General features: G+C 69.1%; 20 protein-coding genes. 8 read left to right on the top strand and 12 right to left on the bottom strand.

Annotated features, from left to right (window positions below):
• Positions 1–134: 134 nt before the first annotated feature.
• Positions 135–1,028, top strand: a complete 894-nt coding sequence (locus tag AOK17_RS09925) for a Gfo/Idh/MocA family protein (RefSeq protein WP_055611994.1) — start codon at positions 135–137, stop codon at positions 1,026–1,028.
• A gap of 37 nt (positions 1,029–1,065) precedes the next feature.
• On the opposite strand, the gene AOK17_RS09920 is transcribed toward AOK17_RS09925, so the two are convergent.
• The 4 genes from AOK17_RS09920 to AOK17_RS09905 all read right to left on the bottom strand — a co-directional run bounded on the left by AOK17_RS09920 (position 1,066) and on the right by AOK17_RS09905 (position 4,967).
• Entirely contained in the window at positions 1,066–1,494 is a 429-nt protein-coding gene (locus AOK17_RS09920) for a cupin domain-containing protein (RefSeq protein ID WP_055612035.1), read from the bottom strand.
• Between the two features lie 224 nt (positions 1,495–1,718).
• Positions 1,719–3,080 (bottom strand): NAD(P)/FAD-dependent oxidoreductase, encoded by a 1,362-nt coding sequence (locus AOK17_RS09915; RefSeq protein ID WP_055611993.1) that lies wholly within the window; start codon positions 3,078–3,080, stop codon positions 1,719–1,721.
• Between the two features lie 117 nt (positions 3,081–3,197).
• The gene (locus AOK17_RS09910) at positions 3,198–4,079 is read right to left on the bottom strand and encodes an SGNH/GDSL hydrolase family protein (RefSeq protein WP_055611992.1); all 882 of its coding nucleotides are present in this window, start codon (positions 4,077–4,079) and stop codon (positions 3,198–3,200) included.
• Positions 4,080–4,343: 264 nt separating this feature from the next.
• The gene (locus AOK17_RS09905; RefSeq protein WP_055611991.1) at positions 4,344–4,967 is read right to left on the bottom strand and encodes a tellurite resistance TerB family protein; all 624 of its coding nucleotides are present in this window, start codon (positions 4,965–4,967) and stop codon (positions 4,344–4,346) included.
• Positions 4,968–5,131: 164 nt separating this feature from the next.
• Here AOK17_RS09905 and AOK17_RS09900 point away from each other — a divergent pair, with 164 nt between their 5' ends.
• Positions 5,132–5,524 (top strand): helix-turn-helix domain-containing protein, encoded by a 393-nt coding sequence (locus AOK17_RS09900; protein ID WP_206190716.1) that lies wholly within the window; start codon positions 5,132–5,134, stop codon positions 5,522–5,524.
• Between the two features lie 93 nt (positions 5,525–5,617).
• Positions 5,618–6,028: a VOC family protein gene (locus AOK17_RS09895; protein WP_055612034.1), complete on the top strand. Its 411-nt coding sequence runs from the start codon at positions 5,618–5,620 to the stop codon at positions 6,026–6,028.
• 64 nt (positions 6,029–6,092) lie between these two features.
• On the opposite strand, the gene AOK17_RS09890 is transcribed toward AOK17_RS09895, so the two are convergent.
• Positions 6,093–7,373 carry an MFS transporter gene (locus tag AOK17_RS09890; RefSeq protein ID WP_055611989.1) on the bottom strand — a complete coding sequence of 427 codons (1,281 nt, stop codon included), beginning with the start codon at positions 7,371–7,373 and terminating at the stop codon, positions 6,093–6,095.
• 579 nt (positions 7,374–7,952) lie between these two features.
• Positions 7,953–8,645, bottom strand: a complete 693-nt coding sequence (locus AOK17_RS09885) for a hypothetical protein (protein WP_055611988.1) — start codon at positions 8,643–8,645, stop codon at positions 7,953–7,955.
• 223 nt (positions 8,646–8,868) lie between these two features.
• Between AOK17_RS09885 and AOK17_RS09880 the strand changes: the two genes are divergently transcribed.
• On the top strand, positions 8,869–10,500 hold the full coding sequence (locus tag AOK17_RS09880) for an amidase (protein WP_055611987.1): 1,632 nt from the start codon (positions 8,869–8,871) through the stop codon (positions 10,498–10,500).
• Positions 10,501–10,569: 69 nt separating this feature from the next.
• Here the strand turns inward: AOK17_RS09880 and AOK17_RS09875 are convergent, their stop codons facing one another.
• Both AOK17_RS09875 and AOK17_RS09870 read right to left on the bottom strand, forming a co-directional pair.
• Positions 10,570–10,770, bottom strand: coding sequence for a ferredoxin (locus tag AOK17_RS09875; RefSeq protein WP_055611986.1), 201 nt, complete (start codon positions 10,768–10,770; stop codon positions 10,570–10,572).
• A gap of 11 nt (positions 10,771–10,781) precedes the next feature.
• Positions 10,782–12,008, bottom strand: a complete 1,227-nt coding sequence (locus AOK17_RS09870) for a cytochrome P450 (RefSeq protein ID WP_055611985.1) — start codon at positions 12,006–12,008, stop codon at positions 10,782–10,784.
• Between the two features lie 388 nt (positions 12,009–12,396).
• Here AOK17_RS09870 and AOK17_RS09865 point away from each other — a divergent pair, with 388 nt between their 5' ends.
• A complete protein-coding gene (locus AOK17_RS09865) occupies positions 12,397–13,785 on the top strand; it encodes a glycoside hydrolase family 43 protein (protein WP_055611984.1) in 1,389 nt (462 codons plus the stop codon).
• A 356-nt stretch (positions 13,786–14,141) separates the two neighbouring features.
• On the top strand, positions 14,142–14,690 hold the full coding sequence (locus tag AOK17_RS09860; protein WP_055611983.1) for a DUF1062 domain-containing protein: 549 nt from the start codon (positions 14,142–14,144) through the stop codon (positions 14,688–14,690).
• A 98-nt stretch (positions 14,691–14,788) separates the two neighbouring features.
• Here the strand turns inward: AOK17_RS09860 and AOK17_RS09855 are convergent, their stop codons facing one another.
• The 3 genes from AOK17_RS09855 to AOK17_RS09845 form a co-directional block, all read right to left on the bottom strand.
• Positions 14,789–15,442, bottom strand: a complete 654-nt coding sequence (locus tag AOK17_RS09855; RefSeq protein ID WP_055611982.1) for a hypothetical protein — start codon at positions 15,440–15,442, stop codon at positions 14,789–14,791.
• Positions 15,443–15,456: 14 nt separating this feature from the next.
• Entirely contained in the window at positions 15,457–16,911 is a 1,455-nt protein-coding gene (locus AOK17_RS09850) for an alpha/beta hydrolase (RefSeq protein WP_055612033.1), read from the bottom strand.
• 167 nt (positions 16,912–17,078) lie between these two features.
• On the bottom strand, positions 17,079–18,059 hold the full coding sequence (locus AOK17_RS09845) for an oxidoreductase (RefSeq protein ID WP_055611981.1): 981 nt from the start codon (positions 18,057–18,059) through the stop codon (positions 17,079–17,081).
• A 108-nt stretch (positions 18,060–18,167) separates the two neighbouring features.
• Here AOK17_RS09845 and AOK17_RS09840 point away from each other — a divergent pair, with 108 nt between their 5' ends.
• Positions 18,168–19,112, top strand: a complete 945-nt coding sequence (locus AOK17_RS09840) for an AraC family transcriptional regulator (RefSeq protein WP_055611980.1) — start codon at positions 18,168–18,170, stop codon at positions 19,110–19,112.
• 63 nt (positions 19,113–19,175) lie between these two features.
• Here AOK17_RS09840 and AOK17_RS09835 read toward each other — a convergent pair whose 3' ends face one another.
• On the bottom strand, positions 19,176–19,742 hold the full coding sequence (locus AOK17_RS09835; RefSeq protein ID WP_055611979.1) for a nucleoside deaminase: 567 nt from the start codon (positions 19,740–19,742) through the stop codon (positions 19,176–19,178).
• A 78-nt stretch (positions 19,743–19,820) separates the two neighbouring features.
• Here AOK17_RS09835 and AOK17_RS09830 point away from each other — a divergent pair, with 78 nt between their 5' ends.
• Positions 19,821–20,801, top strand: coding sequence for an antibiotic biosynthesis monooxygenase (locus AOK17_RS09830; protein WP_055611978.1), 981 nt, complete (start codon positions 19,821–19,823; stop codon positions 20,799–20,801).
• Positions 20,802–20,841: the final 40 nt, after the last annotated feature.

The following is a 20,841-nucleotide window of genomic DNA, read 5'->3' as shown; positions in this document are numbered from 1 at the left end:
CGCGTACTCGCGGTGTCCGGTGCGGTGGGTGGGGCTGGGCAGCGTCCGGGCCTGCGTGAAAGGCTCTCCGGGTGGCGCCGGACGATCACGTTCGGCGGCCACCGTACGAGACAGGCACGACGAGAGGTGGCGGCATGCGCATCGGACTGCTCGGTACTGGGCCCTGGGCCGACATGGCACACGCTCCCGCCCTGAGCGGGCATCGCGATCTGGACTTCGTGGGGGTGTGGGGCAGGAACGCCGACGCGGCCAAGGCGCTGGCCGACCGTCACGGGACGCGCGCGTACGAGGATGTCGACGCCCTCCTCGCCGAGGTGGACGCGGTCGCCATTGCCCTGCCCCCGTCCGTGCAGGCCCCGCTCGCGGCGCGCGCCGCGCGGGCGAACTGCCATCTGCTGCTGGACAAGCCTCTCGCGGCGACCGTGGCGGAGGGGCGCACCGTCGTCGAGGCGGTCGAACAGGCCGGGGTCGCCTCGGTCGTCTTCTTCACCAGCCGCTTCCAGCCCGAGATCCAGGCCTGGATCGCCGATCAGGCCGCTACGGAGGGCTGGTTCACCGCGCGCGCCGAGTGGCTCGGCGCCGTGTTCACGAGTGACAGCCCGTTCGCCGCGTCGCCCTGGCGGCAGGAGAAGGGCGGCCTCTGGGACGTCGGCCCGCACGCCCTGTCCGTGCTGATGCCGGTGCTCGGTGACGTCGAGCGGGTGGCAGCCGCCGCGCGGGGCCCGAAGGACACCGTTCACCTGGTGCTCCACCACGTCAGCGGGGCGTCGAGCACCCTGACGCTCAGCCTGACGGCCCCGCCCGCCGCCGCCGGAGCCGCCGTCGAGCTGCGCGGCAAGGCCGGGGTCACCGTCCTGCCGGGGTCCGCCGAAGGGGCGGTCGAGGCTCTCACCCGGGCCGCCGACGCCCTCCTCGAAGCCGCCCGCACCGGTCGCCCGCATCCGTGCGACGCCGCCTTCGGCCTGCGGGTGACGGAGATCCTCACGGATGCGGAAGCACAGCTCGGGACCGCTCCCCAGGTCCCCTGAGAACACAGCGCTACGGAACGAATTCTCCGGCGTGTGCCTAACTCCCGGCACACGCCGGAGCGTCCGCGTCGAGCGACAGCGGGCTGCCCTCGGGCACGAGGTAGGTGACGTACAACTCCACCGGCTCGGTCCCGAGGTTGCGGCCGACGTGGACGTGACGGGACCCGGCCGGCTCGATGAACGATGTGCCCGCCTGGCTGACCTCCACTGAGCAGTCCTGCAACGTGCGGGTGAGCGTCCCCGACTTGACGACGGCGATGAGCTGGCCCGGGTGATAGTGCCAGCCGGTCGTGCCGCCCGGTGCGATGGTGATGGACCGCACGATGACGTCCGTACGCCCCTTGGCCTTGACCTTCAGTGTTCCGGCCGACGTGCCCTGGGCGAGGATCGTGCCGGTGACCCCGCTGCCGGGAGTGGCGAGTGCGGACGTCGACCCGAAGACCAGTGCGACCGCACAGCCGGTCATGACGAACGTTCTGCGGACCTTGCCCAGCCGAGACGTGCTGCTCACGGGGATCCTCCTCCGGATCGGCCAACTCGTCGGCCCTTCCAACGAGTTGAGCCCGACAGGCTCACTGCCCCCGCGTATCGCCGTCCACACCCGGTGGCCCGGATCGCTCCGGGCCACTCGCGTGTTCGTCGGGCCGCATGTGTGTCCCCGCCGGGACACATACGCTCGCGCCCCTCGCGTCACCCATTCGCGGTGCGCTCCCGGATCTGCTCCGGGGTCAGGTACGCGCCCGTGTGCTCGAAGTCCCGCAGCTTCGCGGACGAACGGGACAGCAGTCCGGTAGCCACGAAGTCGTGACCGGCCACCGCGTTGAGCGCCCAGTTCGTCGCCACCCGGACCTTCGCCACATTGGTGCGAAGCGCCGACCAGTGATAGCCACGGGCGACGACCTGGGCGGGCAGGCCGCGCAGCTCGAAACCGAGCGGCTTGGACACGGCGTCGAGGCCACCGAGGTCCACGACCAGTCCCAGATCATTGTGGACGTACGGGGTCATCCGCTGCCCGCGCAGCGACGCGATGACGTTGTCGGCGACGTGCTTGCCCTGGCGCATCGCGTGCTGAGCGGTCGGCGGGCAGACGGCGCCCTCCGTGTCCTTGGCCTCGTCCGGTACGGCGGCGGCGTCGCCGAGCGCGAAGACGCCGTCGTGACCGGGCAGGGACATCTCCGAGCTGACGGCCAGCCGCCCCTTGACCGTCTCGGCGCCCAGGGTGGCCATGAGCGGGCTCGCGGCGACTCCGGCGGTCCAGATCAGCGTATGGGTCGGGATCACCCGGCCGTCGGTGAAGGTCACCTCGTCCGGACCGGCCTTCGCGATGGAGACGCCCAGCGAGATGTCGATGCCCCGCTTGCGCAGGATCTCCTGGGCGCTGCGGCCGAGCTTGTCACCCAGTTCGGGCATGAGCTTCGGTGCGATGTCGATCAGGTGCCACTTGATCAGTTTCGGGTCGAGCCGCGGGTAGCGCTTGACTGCGTTCTGCGTCAGGCGCCGCAGGCACGCGGCGGTCTCCGTACCGGCGTAGCCGCCGCCGACCACCACGAACTGAAGGCGCGCCGCCCGCTCGGCCTCGTCCTGACTGGCGTCGGCGAGGTCGAGCTGCGAGATGACGTGGTCACGGAGGAACGCGGCCTCGGCGAGCGTCTTCATACCGCGGGCGTTGTCGGTGAGGCCCGGGATGTCGAAGGTGCGCGTGACGCTGCCCGGTGCCAGCACGATGTGGTCGTACCGCTCGTTCACGATCTCGCCCGTGATCTTGCGGACGACGCAGACCTTGGCCTTCGGATCCACACCGATGGCACCACCCGGGATGATGCGGGTGCGGTACTTGCGGCTGCGGCGCAGCGACACGGCGATCGACTGCGGGGTCAGCACTCCGGAGGCGACCTGTGGGAGGAGCGGTAGATAGAGCTGGTAGGAGACCGGTGTCACCAGCGCCACGTCGGCCTCGTCGGATCCGAGTTTGCGCTCCAGGCGCCGGACGCACCCGACTCCCGCGAAGCCCGCTCCCACCACCAGGATCTTCGGTCGTACCACGATGTCCATCCCTTCACCGGCCGCGCACGTTCTGTCTTCCCACGGTCCCTCTGCCCCCTGAGTCCCTCCTTCGCACGTGGTGATCCTCCGATGAGGCGAGCGGACGGGCTCCTCGTGGCAGGCCCGTCAGTGCCCGTGCCCCTTGCCCAGGCTCCGCAGCACGGCACGTGCCATGGCCGCCTCGCCCTTGGCGTTGGGGTGGGCCGGGGCCGCCGGCGAAGCCGGTCGCAGCGGTTCGACCCAGCGGATGTCCGGGGCCTTGCACATGTCGTGTCCGATCGTGGGTCCGTACGTGTCAACGTATTCGGCCCCGTTCAACCGCGCCACCACGCGCATCATCAGGTTGAGGCGTTTGCCGGTGTCGCGCAGATAGGGGAAGTCCTTCGCCGCGAACGGCACCGAGGGGTAGCAGCCGCTGCCGTCGTCCGGCAGGAGAGCGGGGTAGCCGACGACGAGCACGCGGGCGTGCGGCGCCCTGGCGTGCACGGCCCGCAGCACGCGGGTGATCTTGGGTGCCGTGTCGAGGATCCTCAGCGTCAGCTCATCGACCCCGGAGGACCTGAAGTGACGCCGGCACGGGTCCCCCGTGAGGTCCTGCGAGCTCAGCTGGGCGCAGGTGCTGATGATGGAGCTGAACCCGATGTCGTTGCCGCCGATCTGGACGGTCACCAGGTCGGTGTCCCGCTGCAGGGCGTTGAGCTGTGGAGGGTTGGTCCCCTGTGCCTTCCACATCTGCTCGGTCGTGGCGCCTCCGCAGCTCACGTCCTTGAACGTGGACGTTCTGCGCTCCGCGGCGACGAGCGAGGGGTAGTTGTGGTCGGAGCGGGCGCAGTTCGCGTCCACCTGCGTCGGGATCCCCGGTCCCGAGGTGTAGGAGTCTCCGAGCGATACGTAGTCCGTGCCCCGGCCGTGGCCGCCGCCGTGCGCCGCGACGGGTGCCGCGGACGCGACGACGAGGGCGCAGCCGCTGACCGCCGCTCCCACGGCGGTCGCCCGTCGGCGGTTCATTGCCGTGCTGCCGGACTGGGTGCGACGGTTCTTCAAGATTCCCCCCTGGGTCCAACACCGCGAGCCGGGGCGCCGACGGCGCGCCCGTGCATGGTGACTGAACTTGTATACCGGCCAGTTCGCCCTCGGGACAGAGGCGCGTAGGACGGAGGAGGAACGGGTTCGCGCCGTGGATCCCCTTCGGCGTGACCACGAGGCCGACTACTTCACCGGGCCGCCGACTCCGGGGGGTGGAGTCGGCGGCTGAGTCGTCGGCGGCAGCTGTCAGACGCCGAACTCCGTGGGGGACAGACCGACGGCGGCGCAGGCATCACGAATGGCGAACTGCTCGGACTGGTCGAAGTGCCCGTCGGCCCCCGCGACCACGATGCCCGTCTGGATGACCGCGCGGGCCTCCACCGGCTTCTTGGCGGCCTTGGCGATCTCCCGCAGCGCTTCGGCCTTGCCCACCTCGAAGTTGGCGATGAGCTGGTCCAGGTGCTTGTTGAAGCGCTGGCGAAGCTGGTCCGCCGGGAAGTTCTGCAATACCTCGTTGGAGACGATCAGCTCCTCGACACGCTGCCTCTCCGCCTGATCCACATGTCCGTCGGCCGCGGCCACGAGCGCGCACATGGCCATGCTGGCGTCCCGGTAGGCGCCGCTCTTGAGCTCGGTCTTGACCGACGCGAGCTGGGACTTGAGCAGCCCGACCAGCTTGGCCTTGGAGCCACCGGAGGACGAACCGGGCGCATGGCCACCGCTCTGACCCTGCCCGTACGGAGACTGGCCCTGCCCATAGGGGGCCTGGCCCTGGCCGTGAGGGGCCTGCCCCTGTCCCCCCGATCCCCTGCCGCTCTGGGACTGCTGGAGGTTCTTGGCCTGGTCCTTGAGCCGGTCCCACATCGCCACTACTGCCACCTCGGCTTTTGTTGTTGCCTGTCCGGTCCTGAATCATCGGTCGCGTTGGTTCACGCCCCGCGACAGATGAACGCTCCTCACCGCCACCAGGGTTCCCGAATGGCAAAGGCAACGTAAAACAATCCGGCCGCGCGGTCCCGTGATGTGATGGCGTCGTGAGTCGTGCCGCAGAAGAGAGCAACCGTCGCATGCTTCGGGCGCGGGATGCGATGGACCGCGGTTACGCGCAGCCGCTGGACGTCCCGGCCCTGGCCCGGATCGCCCATTTGTCCCAGGCGCATTTCGCACGCACCTTCCGGGCCACGTTCGGCGAGACACCGCACCGCTATCTGCAGCGCCGCCGGGTCGAGCGTGCGATGTTCCTGCTGCGGGAGACCGACCGCAGCGTGACGGACATCTGCTTCCAGGTGGGCTTCGGCAGCCCGGGAACCTTCAGCCGCACGTTCCGCGACATCGTCGGCCGGTCACCGAGGGCATACCGCCGCGAATCGGTGACCGCGGCCGTACCGACGTGTTTCGCCATGGCGTGGATGCGCCCCAGCGACTGACGGTCCGCCGACCGCCCTCACGGCCTGTACCAGCCCCTCGGCTGAGCAGTTTTGGATAAGTTTTCGCCCGGCCGGCTCGATAGCGTGATGGACATGTTCACCGCCATCACGCACTCGCAGATCTACGTCCTCGACCAGGACGAGGCCCTCGACTTCTACGTGGGGAAGCTCGAACTGGAGGTCAACACCGACGTGTCCCTGGGCTTCATGCGCTGGCTGACCGTCAACGTACCCGGTCACCCCGACCGCCAGATCCTGCTGGAGAAGCCGGGCCCTCCAGCGCTGTCCGAGGAGACGGCGCAGCAGGTACGGGAGCTGTTGACCAAGGGGGCGATGGGCGGCCACCTCATCTTCACCACCGACGACTGCCGCAAGACGTACGAGAAGCTGCTGGGCCGGGGTGTCGAGTTCACCGAGGAGCCCACCGAGCGTCCGTACGGAATCGACTGCGGCCTCCGCGACCCCTTCGGCAACAGCATCCGCTTCACCCAGCCGAAGGAGTAGGGCTCCGGACAGCGGTATCGGCGCCCGACCCGTGGCCGGACGCCGATACCCGTCAGGTCAGTGGTCAGGCCGTCGCCCGGGTCATGTTCCCGGAACCGCGCAGGACCGGATCGCCCCGCAACCGCATGAACGCCAGGCCGAGGGCGAGGGCCTGGAGTATGCCGCACACCAGGATGGCGTGCTGGAGCGCCGACAACGGTGTCAGAGCAACCACGATTCCCGCGACCGGGAAGGGCAGCAGCAGGAGCAGGATGGTCAGGGAGAGGGTGCTTCCGAAGGCGGCCGGGGGTATCAGAAGCGAGCGCAGGGTGCGCAACACGACGGTCAGGCCGCCGTCCGCGGCCATGAAGAGCGCCATGACCAGGACGTACGAGATGTAGGTGGGCGCCTGCGCCAGGGCGAGGCAGGCCGCGGACGCGACGGTGGAGCAGACCACGCCGACACCCCACAGGCCCAGCCGGTTGAGCGCGAACCGGCAGGCCGCGATGGCGAGCAGGGTGGATGCCGCCGCCGCCGACCAGAGGGTGCCCACGGCCGCCGAGGTCAGTCCGAAGCGTTCGATCACGATGATCGGGCTGGCGGCCTGCAGCAGCCCGAGCGCGAGGTTGGAGACGACCAGTCCGGCCACGAGCCAGCTCAGCACAGGCAGTGAACTCAGCGTGTTCCACCCGGTCTTGAGCCCTGCCTGCCGTCGCGCTCCGTTCTTGGCGGAGCCGCGCAGTGGCGTGGGCGGGGTCTGCAGGGCGAGACAGGCCGCGAGGACGGACAACACCCCGAGGACGGCGAGCATATGGCTCGGCCCGCCGAGCAGCAGCACACCTCCCAGCGCGGGCCCGGTGAGGGTGGCGGTCTGGTCGATCCCGATCAGTACGGCCTGCACCTTGTGCGCCTGACCCGCCGTACGCCGGCTGACGATCGCGCCCACCGCTTCGTTGGCGATGAAACTGAACTGTGTCAGGGCACCTGTTCCGGCGGCCAGCGCCATCACGGTGACTGTTTCGGCCGTCCCGCTCGGGAGCATGAACAGGGCGACGCCTCCCGCCGCCACGAGCAGCGCCCGGGCCAGGGAGGCGAGGAAGAACACGATCGCGGCTCCACGCCGGTCGACCAGGTCGCCCGCCAGGCCGAAGGCCGCCACCCGCGGAAGCCATTCCAGCGCGAAGGCCAGACCTGTCAGGGACGCGGACTTGGTCGTGGCCAGCACCAGGAGCGGCATGGCGTAGGTGCACATGGAGAAAGCGAGCGCGTCGAAGGCCCGGGGTGCGTATACCCGGCGGAGCAGGCTGCCTTGGGGAATGGCTGCGTGCCGACCGGCCGGTTGGCCCTCGTAAACGGAGATGGTCACGGAGTGGGGTGCTTTCAGTCAGCGGTGGCATGACAAAAGGGGGAGGGCCGACCTGACGGTCCTTCACCTGAAGGACCCGGTCGAGTGTTCATGGCCTGATTGCCGGAAAGTATGCGCGGGAGCCGTTCCTGCAAGGCGGCGGCCGGCACTCGGGGAGCTTCCGTCATCGGCCGCGTCGAGCGGGCGGCTCCGCATTCGATCAGCAGGGCATCAGGCGTTGTTCGTACGCGATACGCGGCCGTCGCACCGCCGTCCGCGCACTGTCCACGCCAGGGTGCGAGCTCTTGGGCACGCGGACTCCACTCGAGTGGGGGCAAGAGGGAAATCAGGCCTGCGGTATGAAACGGCACGCCCGACAGTTGTGAAAGGACCTTGCCATACGCCTTGTTGCGCAATCAACCACAGATTGCGCACGAGTTTGCCGCACCATGCCCGCACCGCTGCCCGGACGCAGGTGTCAACTCCAGCGGAGAGAGGGACAGTTCGGGTCGTCCCGGACCGACCGGCCGGGTGACGTACGAGGGCCTGGCGGCCTCTCAGGGCCGGGCAGGCCCTCGTACACGCCGGTTCTGCGCCGTTCTACGCGTAGAACGGACCCGGGTGGGCCCACGTCGTCGTACCGAAGATCTCGGGGTCGTCGATCGAGATCCGCACGTTGCTGATCTTCAGCCCGTACTGGGTCGGGGTCATGCCGGCCGGGCAGTCGACGTCCACGATCGGGGTGAAGTTGACGAACCAGTTGGGCCCGTATTCGGCGTCGGGATAGTCCCGGAGCCGCTGGACGAGGTTGGCGGCGCCACCCTCGACGTAGACCGGGGACAGGCGGCGCTGGTCCTGGTGGACGACGAAGGCGGTGGAGTGGTCGAAGCTGCCGTCAGGACGCAGGCAGCCGAAGGTGCGGTCGGTGTCGGCATACGCGTCGAAGTAGCCGGTGCCGGCCAGTCCCGCCTTGTAGCCGGGCTGCTCGCGGACGTTGTGCAGCACCGTCCCGAGCTTGAAGCCACCACAGCCGGAGGACGGGTCGAACTGCCGGAAGTACAGCTCGCAGGTGTTCGGTTCGTTGTACGCGGCGTCCGGGTCCGGGATGTAGGGCTGGGGCACGACGGCCCCGTAGAACTTCATCGTCATGGAGACGCCGCCCGGCGTGGGTGCCGGGATGTCGACGACGGTGCTGGCCTGTGCGGCGTTCGGTCCGGTCAGGACGAGTCCTGTGGCCGCCAGCAGCGCGACGCCCAGTCGCGCCAGAATCCCGCGGATTCCTGTCTTACGCATCTACTGCTCCCCCTTGAGGCACATCGGTCAAGGCACGCTAACCGCGACCCAACACCCGGACCAGACAAACGACTTGAATCCACACAAGTGGAGGAACGGTCCACCGAGGTCTGCTCCGCACGGCGTTCCGGCCGGCCCCCGGATCGACCGGGGGCTGCTCTCACCACAGAGCCGGGGGACAGCCGGAGCGAGAAACCTCGCCCACGCCTCTAACGTGCAGTGAATGGACCGGATCAACGCCCCACACCGCCGCACAGTGCTCGCGCTCGGCACCGCCGCGGCAGCCGCACCCTGGCTCGGCGCAGCCCCCGCCCGCGCCGACGCCTCGACCACGGGACGAGCCGCGGACACGGCACACACGGCGGCCACGGAACTGGACGAGCTGGGCATCGTCGAGCTTCGCCGGCGGATGGACGACGGACGGCTCACCGCCGAACAGCTCACCCGCCACTACCTGGAGCGCATCGAACGCGTCGACCCGCTCCTGCACGCCGTGATCGAGGTCAATCCCGACGCGCTGCGCGAAGCCCGGCGCCTGGACGCCGAGCGGGATCGCCGTGGACCCCTGCACGGCATGCCCATCCTGCTCAAGGACCTGGTGGAGACTGCGGACCGGATGCACACGACGGCCGGATCACTGGCCCTGCGGGGCCTGCGGCCGGCGAGGGACGCCACGGTCGCCGCCAGGCTGCGCGCGGCCGGTGCCGTCATCCTCGGCAAGACCAATCTCAGCGAGTGGGCCGGCGGGATGTCGCTCACCCACCACGCCGGCTGGAGTGCTCGCGGCGGCCAGACCAGGAACCCCTACAAACTGGACCGGTCACCGAACGAGTCCAGTTCAGGCACCGCGGTCGCCGCCGCGGCCAACCTGTGCGTCGCCGGAATCGGTACGGAGACCAACGGCTCGATCATCGACCCGGCCTCGGCCAACTGCGTCGTCGGCGTGAAACCGACCGTCGGACTGGTCGGGCGCGGCGGCGTGATTCCCGGTGTGCCGAGCCAGGACAGTGTCGGTCCGATCGCGCGCACGGTCCGCGACGCCGCGATCCTGCTCGGCACGCTCGTCGGGGTGGACGACCGCGATCCGGCGACCGGGGCGAGCCGTGGCCACTTCCATCGCGACTACACACGTTTCCTGGACGCCGACGGTCTGCGTGGCGCCCGTATCGGCGTACCGCGAGCGGTGTACTTCGGCTACAGCCACCACGCCGACGAGATCGCGGAGCGGGCGATCGCCACCCTGCGCAAGGCCGGGGCGACGGTGGTCGACCCGGCCGACATCCCGACAGCCGAGCAACTCGAGGACCTGCCCAGCTCGATGGTCGTCCAGGCGTACGAGATCAAGCGCGGACTCAACGCCTACCTGGCCGCCTCCCCCGGCGACCATCCGCGCAGCCTGGCGGAGCTGATCGCGTTCAACCGTGCGCACGCCGACCGCGAACTCCGCTATGTGCGGCAGGACGGGCTGGAGGCGGTGCACGAGCTGGACTTCTCCGAGCGCGAATACCGTGAGGCGCTGGCCACCAACCACCGGCTCTCACGCGCCGAGGGCATCGACGCGGTGCTGCGCCGCTTCGACCTGGACGCGCTCGTCATGCCGACCACCGGCCCACCGGCGAAGATCGACCTGATCCGCGGGGACAGCTACGGCGGCGGCTCGTCGACGCCCGCCGCGCTCGCCGGATATCCCGCCATCAGCGTCCCGGCCGGCTTCGCGTTCGGCCTGCCGGTCGGCCTGACCTTCATGGGTACGGCTTGGAGCGAGCCGTTGCTGCTCCGGCTCGCCTACGCCTACGAGCAGGCGTCCCGCGTGCGCCGGCCGCCGACGTACCGGGATGCCGATGTCGGTTTCTGACCCGCCGGACGAGAGCGCGCCTGGGCGGCGCAGCCGTGGTGGCCCCTGCCCAAGGGGCCACCACCGCAGTCACGGTCGCGCGGTTTCCGAGACCTTGATGGCACCGACCGGGCAGGCTCGGGCCGCCTCCCGGACCATCGGGTCGCCGCTGTCCTCCTGTCCGGGCAGGAGGGTGCTGAAGCCGTCGTCGTCCTGCGTGAAGACGGCCGGGGCGGACAGCGCGCACTGGCCGGCGCCGATGCACACGTCCGTGTCGATGTCGATGTGCATGAGTGGACCCCCTACCAGGCCACGGGCAGATCCAGCATTCCCTGGATCGTGTCGCCCGGTTTGAAGCGGACCGCGTCCGGCGCAATGTCGAGGCGCAGCCCGGGCACCCGCTCGAACAGGGAACGCAGGGCGATCTCCATCTCGGCACGGGCCAGGTTCTGGCCGAGACACTGGTGGATGCCGAAGCCGAACGCCACGTGATGGCGGGTGGGCCGGTGCCAGTCGAGGGCGTCGGGTTCGGCGTAGACCTCCCCGTCGCGGTTGATGACCGAGGTCGCGAAGACCACGCCCTCACCGGCGCGGATCGTCGTCCCGGCCACCTCGATGTCCTCCGTGGCCTGCCGCATCAGCCCGTCCGCGATGGACAGCATCCGCATCAACTCGTCGACGGCGGCGGGCCACAGCGACGGGTCGTCCCGCAACTCCGCCAGTCGCTCGGGGTGTTGGAGCAGGGTGTAAGTGCCCAGCGAGATCATGTTGGCGGTGGTCTCGTGGCCGGCGACCAGCAGGATCGTGGCCAGCGAGATGGCCTCCTGCCGGTCCACCGCGCCCTCGCGCAACTGCTCGTGGACCAGGGCGTCGAGGACACCGTCACCGACGGACGACTCGGACTTGCGGTCGATCAGCGCCCCGAGGTAGCAGTCGAGCTGGTCCCGCGCGTCCCGCACCTCGTCCACGTCCCGGCCGCGCAGCAGCCGACGGGACTGCTCCTCGAAGAACTCGTGATCGGCGTACGGGACACCGAGCAGTTCGCAGATCACCATCGAGGGAACGGGGAGCGCGAAGGCGTTCACCAACTCGGCGGGCGGGCCCTTCGCGAGCATCGCGTCGATGCATTCGTCGACGATCCGCTGGATGGCCGGCCGCAACGCGGCGGCGCGCTTGAGGGTGAAGCTCGGGACCAGCATCCGCCGCTGGGTGTGGTGCTCGGGGTCGTCGACGTTCAGCAGGGCGGCCCGGCGGTCGCGGAACGCCACGATGCGCGGCGAGGTGGCCGGGAAGCCGGGGCGCAGGCGGTCGGACGACAGGCGGGAATCGGCGAGCAGGCTGCGGGCCAGGTCACGGCCGGTGACCAGCCAGATGGCCCGGCCGTCGTAGAGGGTCACGCGGGCGAGCGGCCGGGCCTCACGCAGGGGGTCGTAGCCCGTGGGGGGCTGGAAGGGGCAGGTGCGGTCCTGGGGGAAGGCGACGGGTGCCGAGAGCGGCTTCACGTCTGCCGTATCCGTCATGTCTGTCATCGAAGACCTCGCGGACGAAGGATGCGTCGTACCGATCTTCATTAGATGCCGCGGGCACCTATCTGACGACATCGACTTCAGCCAGATTCACGAAGGGGACATTCTGGCCGGAATTACCCGCTCCGGCGTGCGAATCCGGCCGACTGGTCGAACGCGGCACCCCCTCCCCACTGGAGGCCCGCGGCCTCAGACGGCACAGATTCACCACAGCCTCGACAGAGTGATTGACGCACGCCGAACAGCGCTCTACCTTCTGATCGAATTTACGAACCTGGTTCGAAATCTCGGCCAACTCGCTTGCCTGGCTGCGTACTTCGCCGTCCCCGGTCCCCCGCGCCGCGCAGCCGCTCCCCGCTCACCCGCCCTCGTACGCCGCCTGGAGACCAAGATGAGCGCAAGACCCCAGCCGTCGCGCCGCCTGTTCCTCGGCATGGCCGCCACCACTCCCCTGGCCGTGTCCGGCGTACTGACCCTCGGCGCCGGCACCGCCCACGCGGCCGACTCGGCGTACGTGATGTGCTACTTCACCGAGTCGACCAGCCTCGGCGCCGGTACCGACTACGGCCTGCACCTCGCGGTCAGCCCCGACTCGCTCAACTGGACGCCGCTGAACCAGAACAACCCCGTGGTCACCCCCACCGCGGGCGCCCTCGGCCTGCGCGACCCGTTCCTCATGCGCAAGCAGGACGGCACCTTCGTCGTCATCGCCACCGACCTCAAGGGCACCGACTGGAGCTACAACAGCCAGTACATCCATGTCTGGGACTCCGCCGACCTGCGCACCTTCACCGGTTACCGCCGCCTCAAGCTCCACGACATGACCACCCACAGCTGGGCCCCCGAGGCGTTCTGGGACGCCGGGCGGGGCCAGTACGCGGTCATCTACTCCTCGGTCAACTCCAGCGGCCACAACGTGATCATGGTGAACTACACGAGTGACTTCGTCACCGCTTCGGCCCCGCAGGTCTTCTTCGACCCGGGCTACGACGTCATCGACGGCAACATGGCCGTCGGCGTCAACGGCGTCAACTACCTCTTCTTCAAGAAGAACCAGACACTGGTGGCGGCGAGGTCCAGCTCTCTCGACCCGGGCAGCTTCACCGAGTTCAGCGCGGGCGTCGCACACGGCGGCACCGAGGCCCCGACGGTGTTCAAGTCGCTGACGTCCAACACATGGTTCCTCTGGGGAGACACGTATACGCCGAACGGTGTCTTCTACGCCTGGCAGTCCACCAACCTGGCATCGGGCACCTGGACCGCACTGGACCAGAAGACCTACACCCAGCCGGTCAACTCCAAGCACTGCGGCATAGCGACGATCACCACGACCGAGTACAACAACCTGCTCACCAGGTGGGGAGCGCCGACCTGGAACAGGCTCAAGTCGTACAACTTCCCGGACCGTTACGTCCGCCACGCCAACTACGCGGCCCGCATCGACACGTACCCCTTCGACCTGTACACCGACTCGCAGTGGAAGCTCGTCCCGGGCCTGGCCGACAGTTCCGGGGTCTCCTTCCAGTCGGTCAACTACCCCACCCGCTATCTGCGGCACTACAACTACCAGCTCCAACTCGACGTCAACGACGGCACGTCGACGTACGCGGGCGACGCGACCTTCTACCGCACGGCGGGCCTCGCGGACGGCTCCTGGTCGTCCTTCCGCTCGTACAACAACCCGACCCGCTACATCCGCCACGCCAACTACGTGCTGCGCATCGACCCGATCTCCACGTCCACCGAACAACAGGACGCGACGTTCCGCGTCGGCTATTGATGGGCCCGGATCACCAGCCGAACGAGGACAGATGGCGGGTTCTGACCGACCCGGCCGGGCACCCCTTCTACCTGATCAGGGGCTGATCCCGCCCAGATCGATGCCTTCTTCGATGGCGCGCGTGGGCCGGCTTCGTTCATAGTCCGCCGCGGGGCGGAACCCAACAGTGAGCCGGTCCAAAACCAGTGGAACGGCGCCGCTGTTCGCCACTACCGTGCTGCCGAGCCAAGTCGTCTGGGCAAGGACGTGCCGTTGTACACCGTGTGAGACCTCCCGAGTGCTGAATCGTCGCGCGTCGCGCATGTGCGCCGCGCTCCTTTTTGCTGCGGACTTCTCACTGGAAACGGTGTTCTTCTGTGCTCGAAAACTGGGTGGTCATGCCCACCTGCCTGCCGCTCGTTCGCCGCCGTTGTCACACGTGCGCGTCCGAGCGTTTCCGGGCGAACGGCAAATTTCGCGTCAACGCCAACCACAAGGTCATCGACGCCTGGCTCCTCGCGCTCTGCACCGTCTGCGGGGACACCATCAAGCTCACGGTCCTGGAGCGGATGAACGTGCGCTCCGTACGGCCTGAGCTGCTGGACCGGCTGCATGACAACGACCCCGGCCTGGCAGCCGAGTTGCTCCAGGATCCGGTCGTGCGGCGCCGTAATCGCATCGCCCTCGACTGGGACAACGCCTGGCGACTCGACACCGGCGGATCGGATCACCTGGACCGCGATGTGATCGATGTGTCGGTCCGCTTCGCGGCGCGGATCCCTGTCCGGCCGGTGCGGCTGATCGCTGAGGGCTGCGGTCTTTCGCGGGCCGAGGTCGGGAGACTGATCACGGAGGGGAACCTCGTGTCGGCGGTCCGGCTGAGCGGCAGGCTCTCCGGCGACTTCACCTTCACGCTCAAGCGCTGAGCCCCCTCGGGACCGGGGGCCTGTCCGNNCGGACAGGCCCCCGGTCCCGAACGCGCCTCACAGCACTCAACCGCCGGGCACCCGGTCGAACGTCGAGCTCAGCCCGCCGCGCCGTCGAGCAGCCGGCTGTAGCGCAGCCGCAGCGCCCGCTCCGTGCTGGCCGCCACGGTTGCGATCCCGAGCACGGTGTTGCCCCATGCCGACAGATCAACGGGCGAGGTGAAGGTCCCGACGTACTGGGCGACGCCCTCCGGCGCCCGGGTGACCTGTTCGGCGAGCTGAAGGATCAGGAGCACCAGGCCGATGACGAGCACGATCGCCGAGAAGAGACCGATACCGCGGCTCAGCGCGGGGTGCGATCGGTCGAAGCGCGCGCGGCGCCCCTCGGCGGAAGCAGGGTCCGGGGTGAGTTGGTGCTCGGCCCCCTCGGCGGTGACGTAGTGGCAGCGCTTGAGCCCGAAACCACTCGTCCTTACTTCGACGGTGCCGCCCCGGACGGGGAAGACGGCAGGGACTTTGGACTCGGCGTGATGCCTGCCATCGAGGTACAGGTGGGCCGTGACGTAGCCCTCCGACGCATTCTGGTGCTTGACCTCGACGGCGTAGACCGTCGGACGGCCGTCGTCGTTCATCAGCCGAAGATGGAACAGTGCGCGGGTGAGCATCTGCCACCAGCGGAAACGCTTCAATGGTCGCCCGTCCCCGGGCTTGACCCGCTGCACGGCCCGATGACGCCGCCACTCCTTGAGCATGCCTCTACCCCTGTTTACTTGCTCGGCTCGGCCGCGCAGGCGAGGTCCCGCGAGGGGCGCTCACCGGCGGTCAGGAACGCCGTCACCGTGTCGTTCGCGCAGGTGTTGGCGCCGAACGGATAGACACCGTGCCCGCCCTGATCGGCCGTCACCATCGTGGCCCGCTTGCCGAACGCCCGCCGCAGCTCCTGGGCGCCGGCCAGCGGCGTTCCCGGGTCGCGCTCGTTCTGCACCATGAGCACGTTCGACGGGCCCCGGTCACCGATGCGCACCGGCGGCTCGACCCGCTTGGCCGGCCAGAACGCACACGGCCCGATGCTCGCCGTGGACCCGCCCAGCATCGGGTATGCCGGCCGGTCGACCGCGACGTTCCGCTGATACTCCCGGATCGTCCCCGGCCAGCGTGTGTCGCCGCACACCACCGAGAAACGGGCGGCCATGAAGTTGTCCATGTCTCCCGACGGCGGGTCGGCCGGCAGCGGCCGGTCCGTGTCGAGCGCCTGCCAGGTCTCGGCCAGCCGGGGCATGAGCGCATCGCTGTAGAGGCGGTCGAACGTGAGCCCGCGGAACAACGTCCCGTCGACGCCCTGGACCGGTGTCGCCTCCAGCCGCTCCGCGAGATCGAAGAACTTCGCGGTCACCTGCTCCGGTGTGGTGCCCAGACCGTACTGGGGATGCGCGGCGGCGAACACCGCGAAGTCCGGGAACCGGTCCTCCATACCGCGGGCGAACAACCGCATGGCCGTGACGTCGTACCCGCCGGGCCCGAGGTTGCTGTCGAGCACGACCCGGTCGCCGCGCTTCGGGAACATGGTCGCGTACACCGCGCCGAGGTAGCTGCCGTAGGAGGAACCGAGGTACGAGAGCTTCGGCTCGCCCAGCGCCGCCCGGATCCGGTCCATGTCGCGCGCGGTGTTCGCGGTGGTGGTGTGCGGCAGCATCCACGCCGTCCGCGAGCCGGCGCACTGGTCGGCGATGGCCCGCGCGTTCCCCGCCTCCCGCGTGACATCGGCCGCGGTGTGCGCGTACCGCGGGAAGTTGCCGCGTGCCTGCTGTTCCGGCGTCAGATCGCAGGCCACCGGGGCGCTGCGGCCGACACCGCGCGGATCGAAGCCGATCACGTCGTAGGAGTCCAGCACCTTCTGCGGCAGCCCCGAGGCGGCGAGAACGGCCGGCCAGCCGAGTGCCGTGACGCCGGGGCCGCCCGGATTGGTGACCAGCACGCCTCGGCGCTGCGACGGCTTCTCGCTCGCCAGCCGGGAGATCGCGATCTCTATCTGCCGGCCGTCCGGATCCCGGTAGTCCAGCGGGACTTCGAGCGTCGAGCATTCGAGACGGGGTGCGGCGATCTTCTCCGGGCACGGGCCCCACCGCACGGTGTCCGGCGTCGCCGCCACCGACACTCCGGGAATCGCGGTCGCCGCCCCCACCACGGTGGCGGCGAGGGCGAGGGACAAGGTTCTCTGCATCGAGGTCATGCATCCACCTCACCCGCCTTCACACTCACCTGACAGGGCGTGGTGTCATCGCTTGGCCATGACGTTCGTCAGTACGAAAGCATGATGCGGCGTCACCATCACCTCCCGGAGGGCCGGAACCTCGACGCCGACGAGCCGGCCCGCATCGACGCGGCCGTTCAGGCCGTGAGCCGTTCGCTGACCTCCCAGAGGCGGGCGGCTGCCGCCGGGTCCACGGCGCGGGGCAGCACACCCGGGCCGTCCCCGCCGGCCCAGACCGCCTCGTTCTCGGGGGTCACCAGGGGGCTGATGTCGACGTTCTCGCAGTAGACCCCGCCGAGACCGTCGAGCTGCGGGCTGGTCGCACACCAGACGCTGGTGGCCGCGCCCTGCTGCACGGTCTTCATCTGGCGCTTGAGGTCACGGACAGGCCTGCCCTCGCTGTCGAGAGCACCCGCGGCCTGGAGCGCCGCCGGGTCGAGGTGCTTGACCAGGCCGGTGTCGACGATGAGCCCCGGGTGCACGGCGAACGCCCGGATGCCCTGCGCCTGCCCGCGCCGGTCCACCTCGACGGCGAACAGGGCGTTGGCCGTCTTCGACTGGCCGTAGGCCAGGAAGGGCTCGTAGGTCCGGTGCTCGAAGTGCAGGTCGTCGAAGTCGACGCCTGAGAAGCGGATGCCGCGCGACGACAGCACCACGACCCGCGCGCCCTCGGCCGCGACCAGCGCGGGCCACAGCCTGGTGGTCAGCTGGAAGTGCCCCAGGTGGTTGGTGGCGAACTGCCCCTCGTACCCCCGCGCGTCCCGCGCCAGCGGGGTCGCCATGATCCCGGCGCTGTTGACCAGGAGGTGCAGCGGACGCCCGGAGGCCAGGAACTTCTCCGCGAAGGCGTCGATGGACGCCGGGTCCAGCAGGTCCAGGTGCTCGACCTCGGCTCCGGGCATGTCCTTGAGCGCCGTCCGGGCCCGCTCCACATCTCGTGCCGGTACGACGACCTCGGCGCCGGCGGCGCGCAGGACGCGGGCCGTCTCCAGCCCGATGCCGGAGTAGCCGCCCGTGACGATCGCGACCTTGCCGGTCAGGTCGATTCCCTTGATCACCTCCTCGGCGGTGGACGCGGCGCCGAAGCCGGAACCCAGGGGTTGCTGTGCGGTGGTCATGTCCGGTCTCTCCTCAAGCCTCAGGACGAGCTGTCCAGACCACCGTAGGTCGACTGATCCGTACGATGAATGCTTGAGAATCCGCATTACTTGCGTGATAGTTCGAGAATGACCGCAGACCCACTGTCCGACGCCCTCGCCGTCGCCGACGCCCGCAGTGTGTTCTCCGGCGGCTTCACGGCCGGCGGGGACTGGGCCATCGAGCTGCGCGGACGCCACCGCCTCAAGGTGAAGGCCATGCTGCAGGGCAGCTGCCTGCTGGTCCGCGAGGCGGGCGGTGAGCCCCTGCGGCTCACCGAGGGGGACGTGGTGGTCTCCGACGGTGACCAGCCGTACGTACTGTGCAATCGGCCAGGAGTCGAACCGGTCTCCCCCGATGACGTGGTCATGGACCCGGCGACCCGGATGGCCCGGCTCGGCCAGGGCGAGGCGGTGGACGTCTCCTGCGTGTCCGGGCACATCGACCTGAGCCGGGACCACGGCGACCTGCTGCGGCGGGCACTGCCGGAGCTGGTCCACGTACGGGCCGACTCGCCCGAGGCAGGCGTACTGCGGTGGCTCATCGGGCAGTTGGTGGCGGAGATGAGGGCCGGCCGGGCCGGCGTCGAGTTCGTCTCGGCCCAGCTCGCGCAGCTGATGTTCGTGCAGGTGCTGCGGATCTGCCTGACCGACGCGGACGGGCTGCCGCCCGGCTGGCTGCGCGCCCTCGCCGACGAACGGCTCGCCCCGGCGCTGCGCCTGATGCACGGCGACCCGGCCCACCCCTGGCAGTTGGAGGAACTCGCCCGGGCGTCGGCGATGTCCCGCACCACGTTCGCCGTACGGTTCAAGGAGGCGGCCGGGGTACCGCCGCTGACGTACCTGCTGAACTGGCGCATGAGCCTGGCCGCCCGGGCCCTGAGACAGGACACCGCCCCGGTCGCGGCACTCGCCCGCTCCGTCGGCTACACCTCGGAGAGCGCCTTCAGCAACGCCTTCAAGCGTGCGGTGGGCGTGGCGCCGCGGGTCTACCGGGTGGAGGCCACTGCCGGGATTCGCCCGAGCGACGGCTGATCCCGTACCGGCATTCCGGAGGACGGCTGATCCCGTACTGGTATCGCGCCTGCCCTGACAACCTCAGTAGGGATGCCGGTCCGGCTTGTGTGACCAGGTTTCGTAGGCCTGGGCGCCGAGTTCGGGGTGGATCTGCTCCACGTGGATGCGGCGCTGGTCGAGGGGCTTCTGGAAGTCCTCGTACTGGAAGGCGTCGTCGAAGCCGATCTCGCGTGTGGCCTTCAGATCGCAGCTGTAGTAGACGTTGTCGATCCGCGACCAGTAGATGGCACTCATGCACATCGGGCAGGGGGCGCCGCTGATGTAGATCGAGCAGCCCTTGAGCATTCGGGCCCGCTCCGGTACCGGGTCGGGAGACCCTTCGGGACGCGGCACATATTCGAGTGTGCTCTCGTTCTGGTGTTCCGGCGAGATCGAGGGAGCCTCGGGATTCAGGAGCTGCACGGCCTTGCGGATGGTCTCCACTTCGGCGTGCGCGGTGGGGTCGCCGGTGAGCAGAACGCGGTTCTGACCCCGGGCCACGATTTCGTCGTCCCGGGTGATCACGGCACCGAACGGACCGCCCCAGCCCTCATCGACGGATTCGGTCGCCAACCGTACCGCTTCGGTCAGAAACTCCTTGTGACTCATGTCGGACCTCCGCTCGGCATCACCGAGGAAAATTGCCCCGCTTGTCCGATAACTCCCCTTGGAATTAGACTACTCCGTATGGGTGTCAGTGCAATCCGTGCCCCGACCGGCGACGGTGCGACCGTTGTGACCTCCCAGAAGGTGCGGGAAGGCCGCGCCGACGACTATGAGCGATGGCAGGAGCGGACCAACCATGCCGTCCGCGCATTCGACGGATTCGAGGGGACGGAAATATATCCCCCGGGCGCCGGTGAAGAGCGGGAATGGGTGGTGGTCTTTCGCTTCTCCCGTATCGACCTGCTGACCGCCTGGCTGGAATCCGGCGAGCGCCAGGAACTGCTTGCCCAGGGACGTCCGTTGTTCGACGGGACACCGACCCAGGAGGTCCTGGTCGGCGGCACGCCACCGCCCCCGGACGAGGAAGCCGTCACGGCGGTCATCTCCCACGAGGTGCGGCCCGGCCGCGAAGAGGACTTCATGCGGTGGCAGGACAAGGCCCTCAAGGCCCAGGAGAAATACCCGGGTTTCATGGGAACCGAGTTGTTCAAGCCGGTCGAGGGGATCCAGGACAACTGGGTCGTCGTATTCAGATTCGACACCCACGAACACCTCGACGAGTGGCTCGCGTCGGGCGCCCGCGAAAAGCTCCTTGCCGAAGGCCGGGACTACTTCTACTCCTACGACGTTCGCAAGGTGGAGTCGGCGTTCAGCGGTTGGTTCCGCTTCGGGGAAGGCGCGGACGAGGCGGTCCCGCCCAGCTGGAAACAGGCCATGACCGTTGTGCTGGCGCTGTATCCCACCGTGATGGTCCTGAATCTGACGGTCGGTTTCGAACTGGACGACATCGGACTGCCCGGCTATATCGGCCTGTTCATCGGAAACATGCTGAGCGTCTCCATCCTGACCTGGCTGCTGATGCCTTTGGTGAACCGGGTTCTCGCCTTCTGGCTGGCGCCCAGCAGGGCGCGTTCCGTACGGACCCATGTGGCGGGGGCGGCCCTCGTGATGCTGTGCTGGGGGCTGTGCATCCTGATTTTCGGGCTGACCACCACCGACTGACCCCGACTCACCACCAACTGACCACGACTGAGGAGCGCGT

The sequence above is a fragment of the Streptomyces phaeochromogenes genome, assembly GCF_001418655.1.
GTDB lineage: Bacteria > Actinomycetota > Actinomycetes > Streptomycetales > Streptomycetaceae > Streptomyces > Streptomyces phaeochromogenes.
Note: the sequence above shows the minus strand (reverse complement) of the source record. Positions and strands in the feature narration are given on the sequence as shown.

What these genes read in the sequence shown, in the direction of transcription:
- AOK17_RS09925 (WP_055611994.1), top strand. Translation starts at nt 135, where the DNA reads ATGCGCATCGGACTGCTCGGTACTGGGCCCTGGGCCGACATGGCACAC.
- AOK17_RS09920 (WP_055612035.1), bottom strand. Translation starts at nt 1,494, where the DNA reads ATGACCGGCTGTGCGGTCGCACTGGTCTTCGGGTCGACGTCCGCACTC.
- AOK17_RS09915 (WP_055611993.1), bottom strand. Translation starts at nt 3,080, where the DNA reads ATGGACATCGTGGTACGACCGAAGATCCTGGTGGTGGGAGCGGGCTTC.
- AOK17_RS09910 (WP_055611992.1), bottom strand. Translation starts at nt 4,079, where the DNA reads ATGAACCGCCGACGGGCGACCGCCGTGGGAGCGGCGGTCAGCGGCTGC.
- AOK17_RS09895 (WP_055612034.1), top strand. Translation starts at nt 5,618, where the DNA reads ATGTTCACCGCCATCACGCACTCGCAGATCTACGTCCTCGACCAGGAC.
- AOK17_RS09885 (WP_055611988.1), bottom strand. Translation starts at nt 8,645, where the DNA reads ATGCGTAAGACAGGAATCCGCGGGATTCTGGCGCGACTGGGCGTCGCG.
- AOK17_RS09880 (WP_055611987.1), top strand. Translation starts at nt 8,869, where the DNA reads ATGGACCGGATCAACGCCCCACACCGCCGCACAGTGCTCGCGCTCGGC.
- AOK17_RS09875 (WP_055611986.1), bottom strand. Translation starts at nt 10,770, where the DNA reads ATGCACATCGACATCGACACGGACGTGTGCATCGGCGCCGGCCAGTGC.
- AOK17_RS09870 (WP_055611985.1), bottom strand. Translation starts at nt 12,008, where the DNA reads ATGACAGACATGACGGATACGGCAGACGTGAAGCCGCTCTCGGCACCC.
- AOK17_RS09865 (WP_055611984.1), top strand. Translation starts at nt 12,397, where the DNA reads ATGAGCGCAAGACCCCAGCCGTCGCGCCGCCTGTTCCTCGGCATGGCC.
- AOK17_RS09855 (WP_055611982.1), bottom strand. Translation starts at nt 15,442, where the DNA reads ATGCTCAAGGAGTGGCGGCGTCATCGGGCCGTGCAGCGGGTCAAGCCC.
- AOK17_RS09850 (WP_055612033.1), bottom strand. Translation starts at nt 16,911, where the DNA reads ATGCAGAGAACCTTGTCCCTCGCCCTCGCCGCCACCGTGGTGGGGGCG.
- AOK17_RS09845 (WP_055611981.1), bottom strand. Translation starts at nt 18,059, where the DNA reads ATGACCACCGCACAGCAACCCCTGGGTTCCGGCTTCGGCGCCGCGTCC.
- AOK17_RS09840 (WP_055611980.1), top strand. Translation starts at nt 18,168, where the DNA reads ATGACCGCAGACCCACTGTCCGACGCCCTCGCCGTCGCCGACGCCCGC.
- AOK17_RS09835 (WP_055611979.1), bottom strand. Translation starts at nt 19,742, where the DNA reads ATGAGTCACAAGGAGTTTCTGACCGAAGCGGTACGGTTGGCGACCGAA.
- AOK17_RS09830 (WP_055611978.1), top strand. Translation starts at nt 19,821, where the DNA reads ATGGGTGTCAGTGCAATCCGTGCCCCGACCGGCGACGGTGCGACCGTT.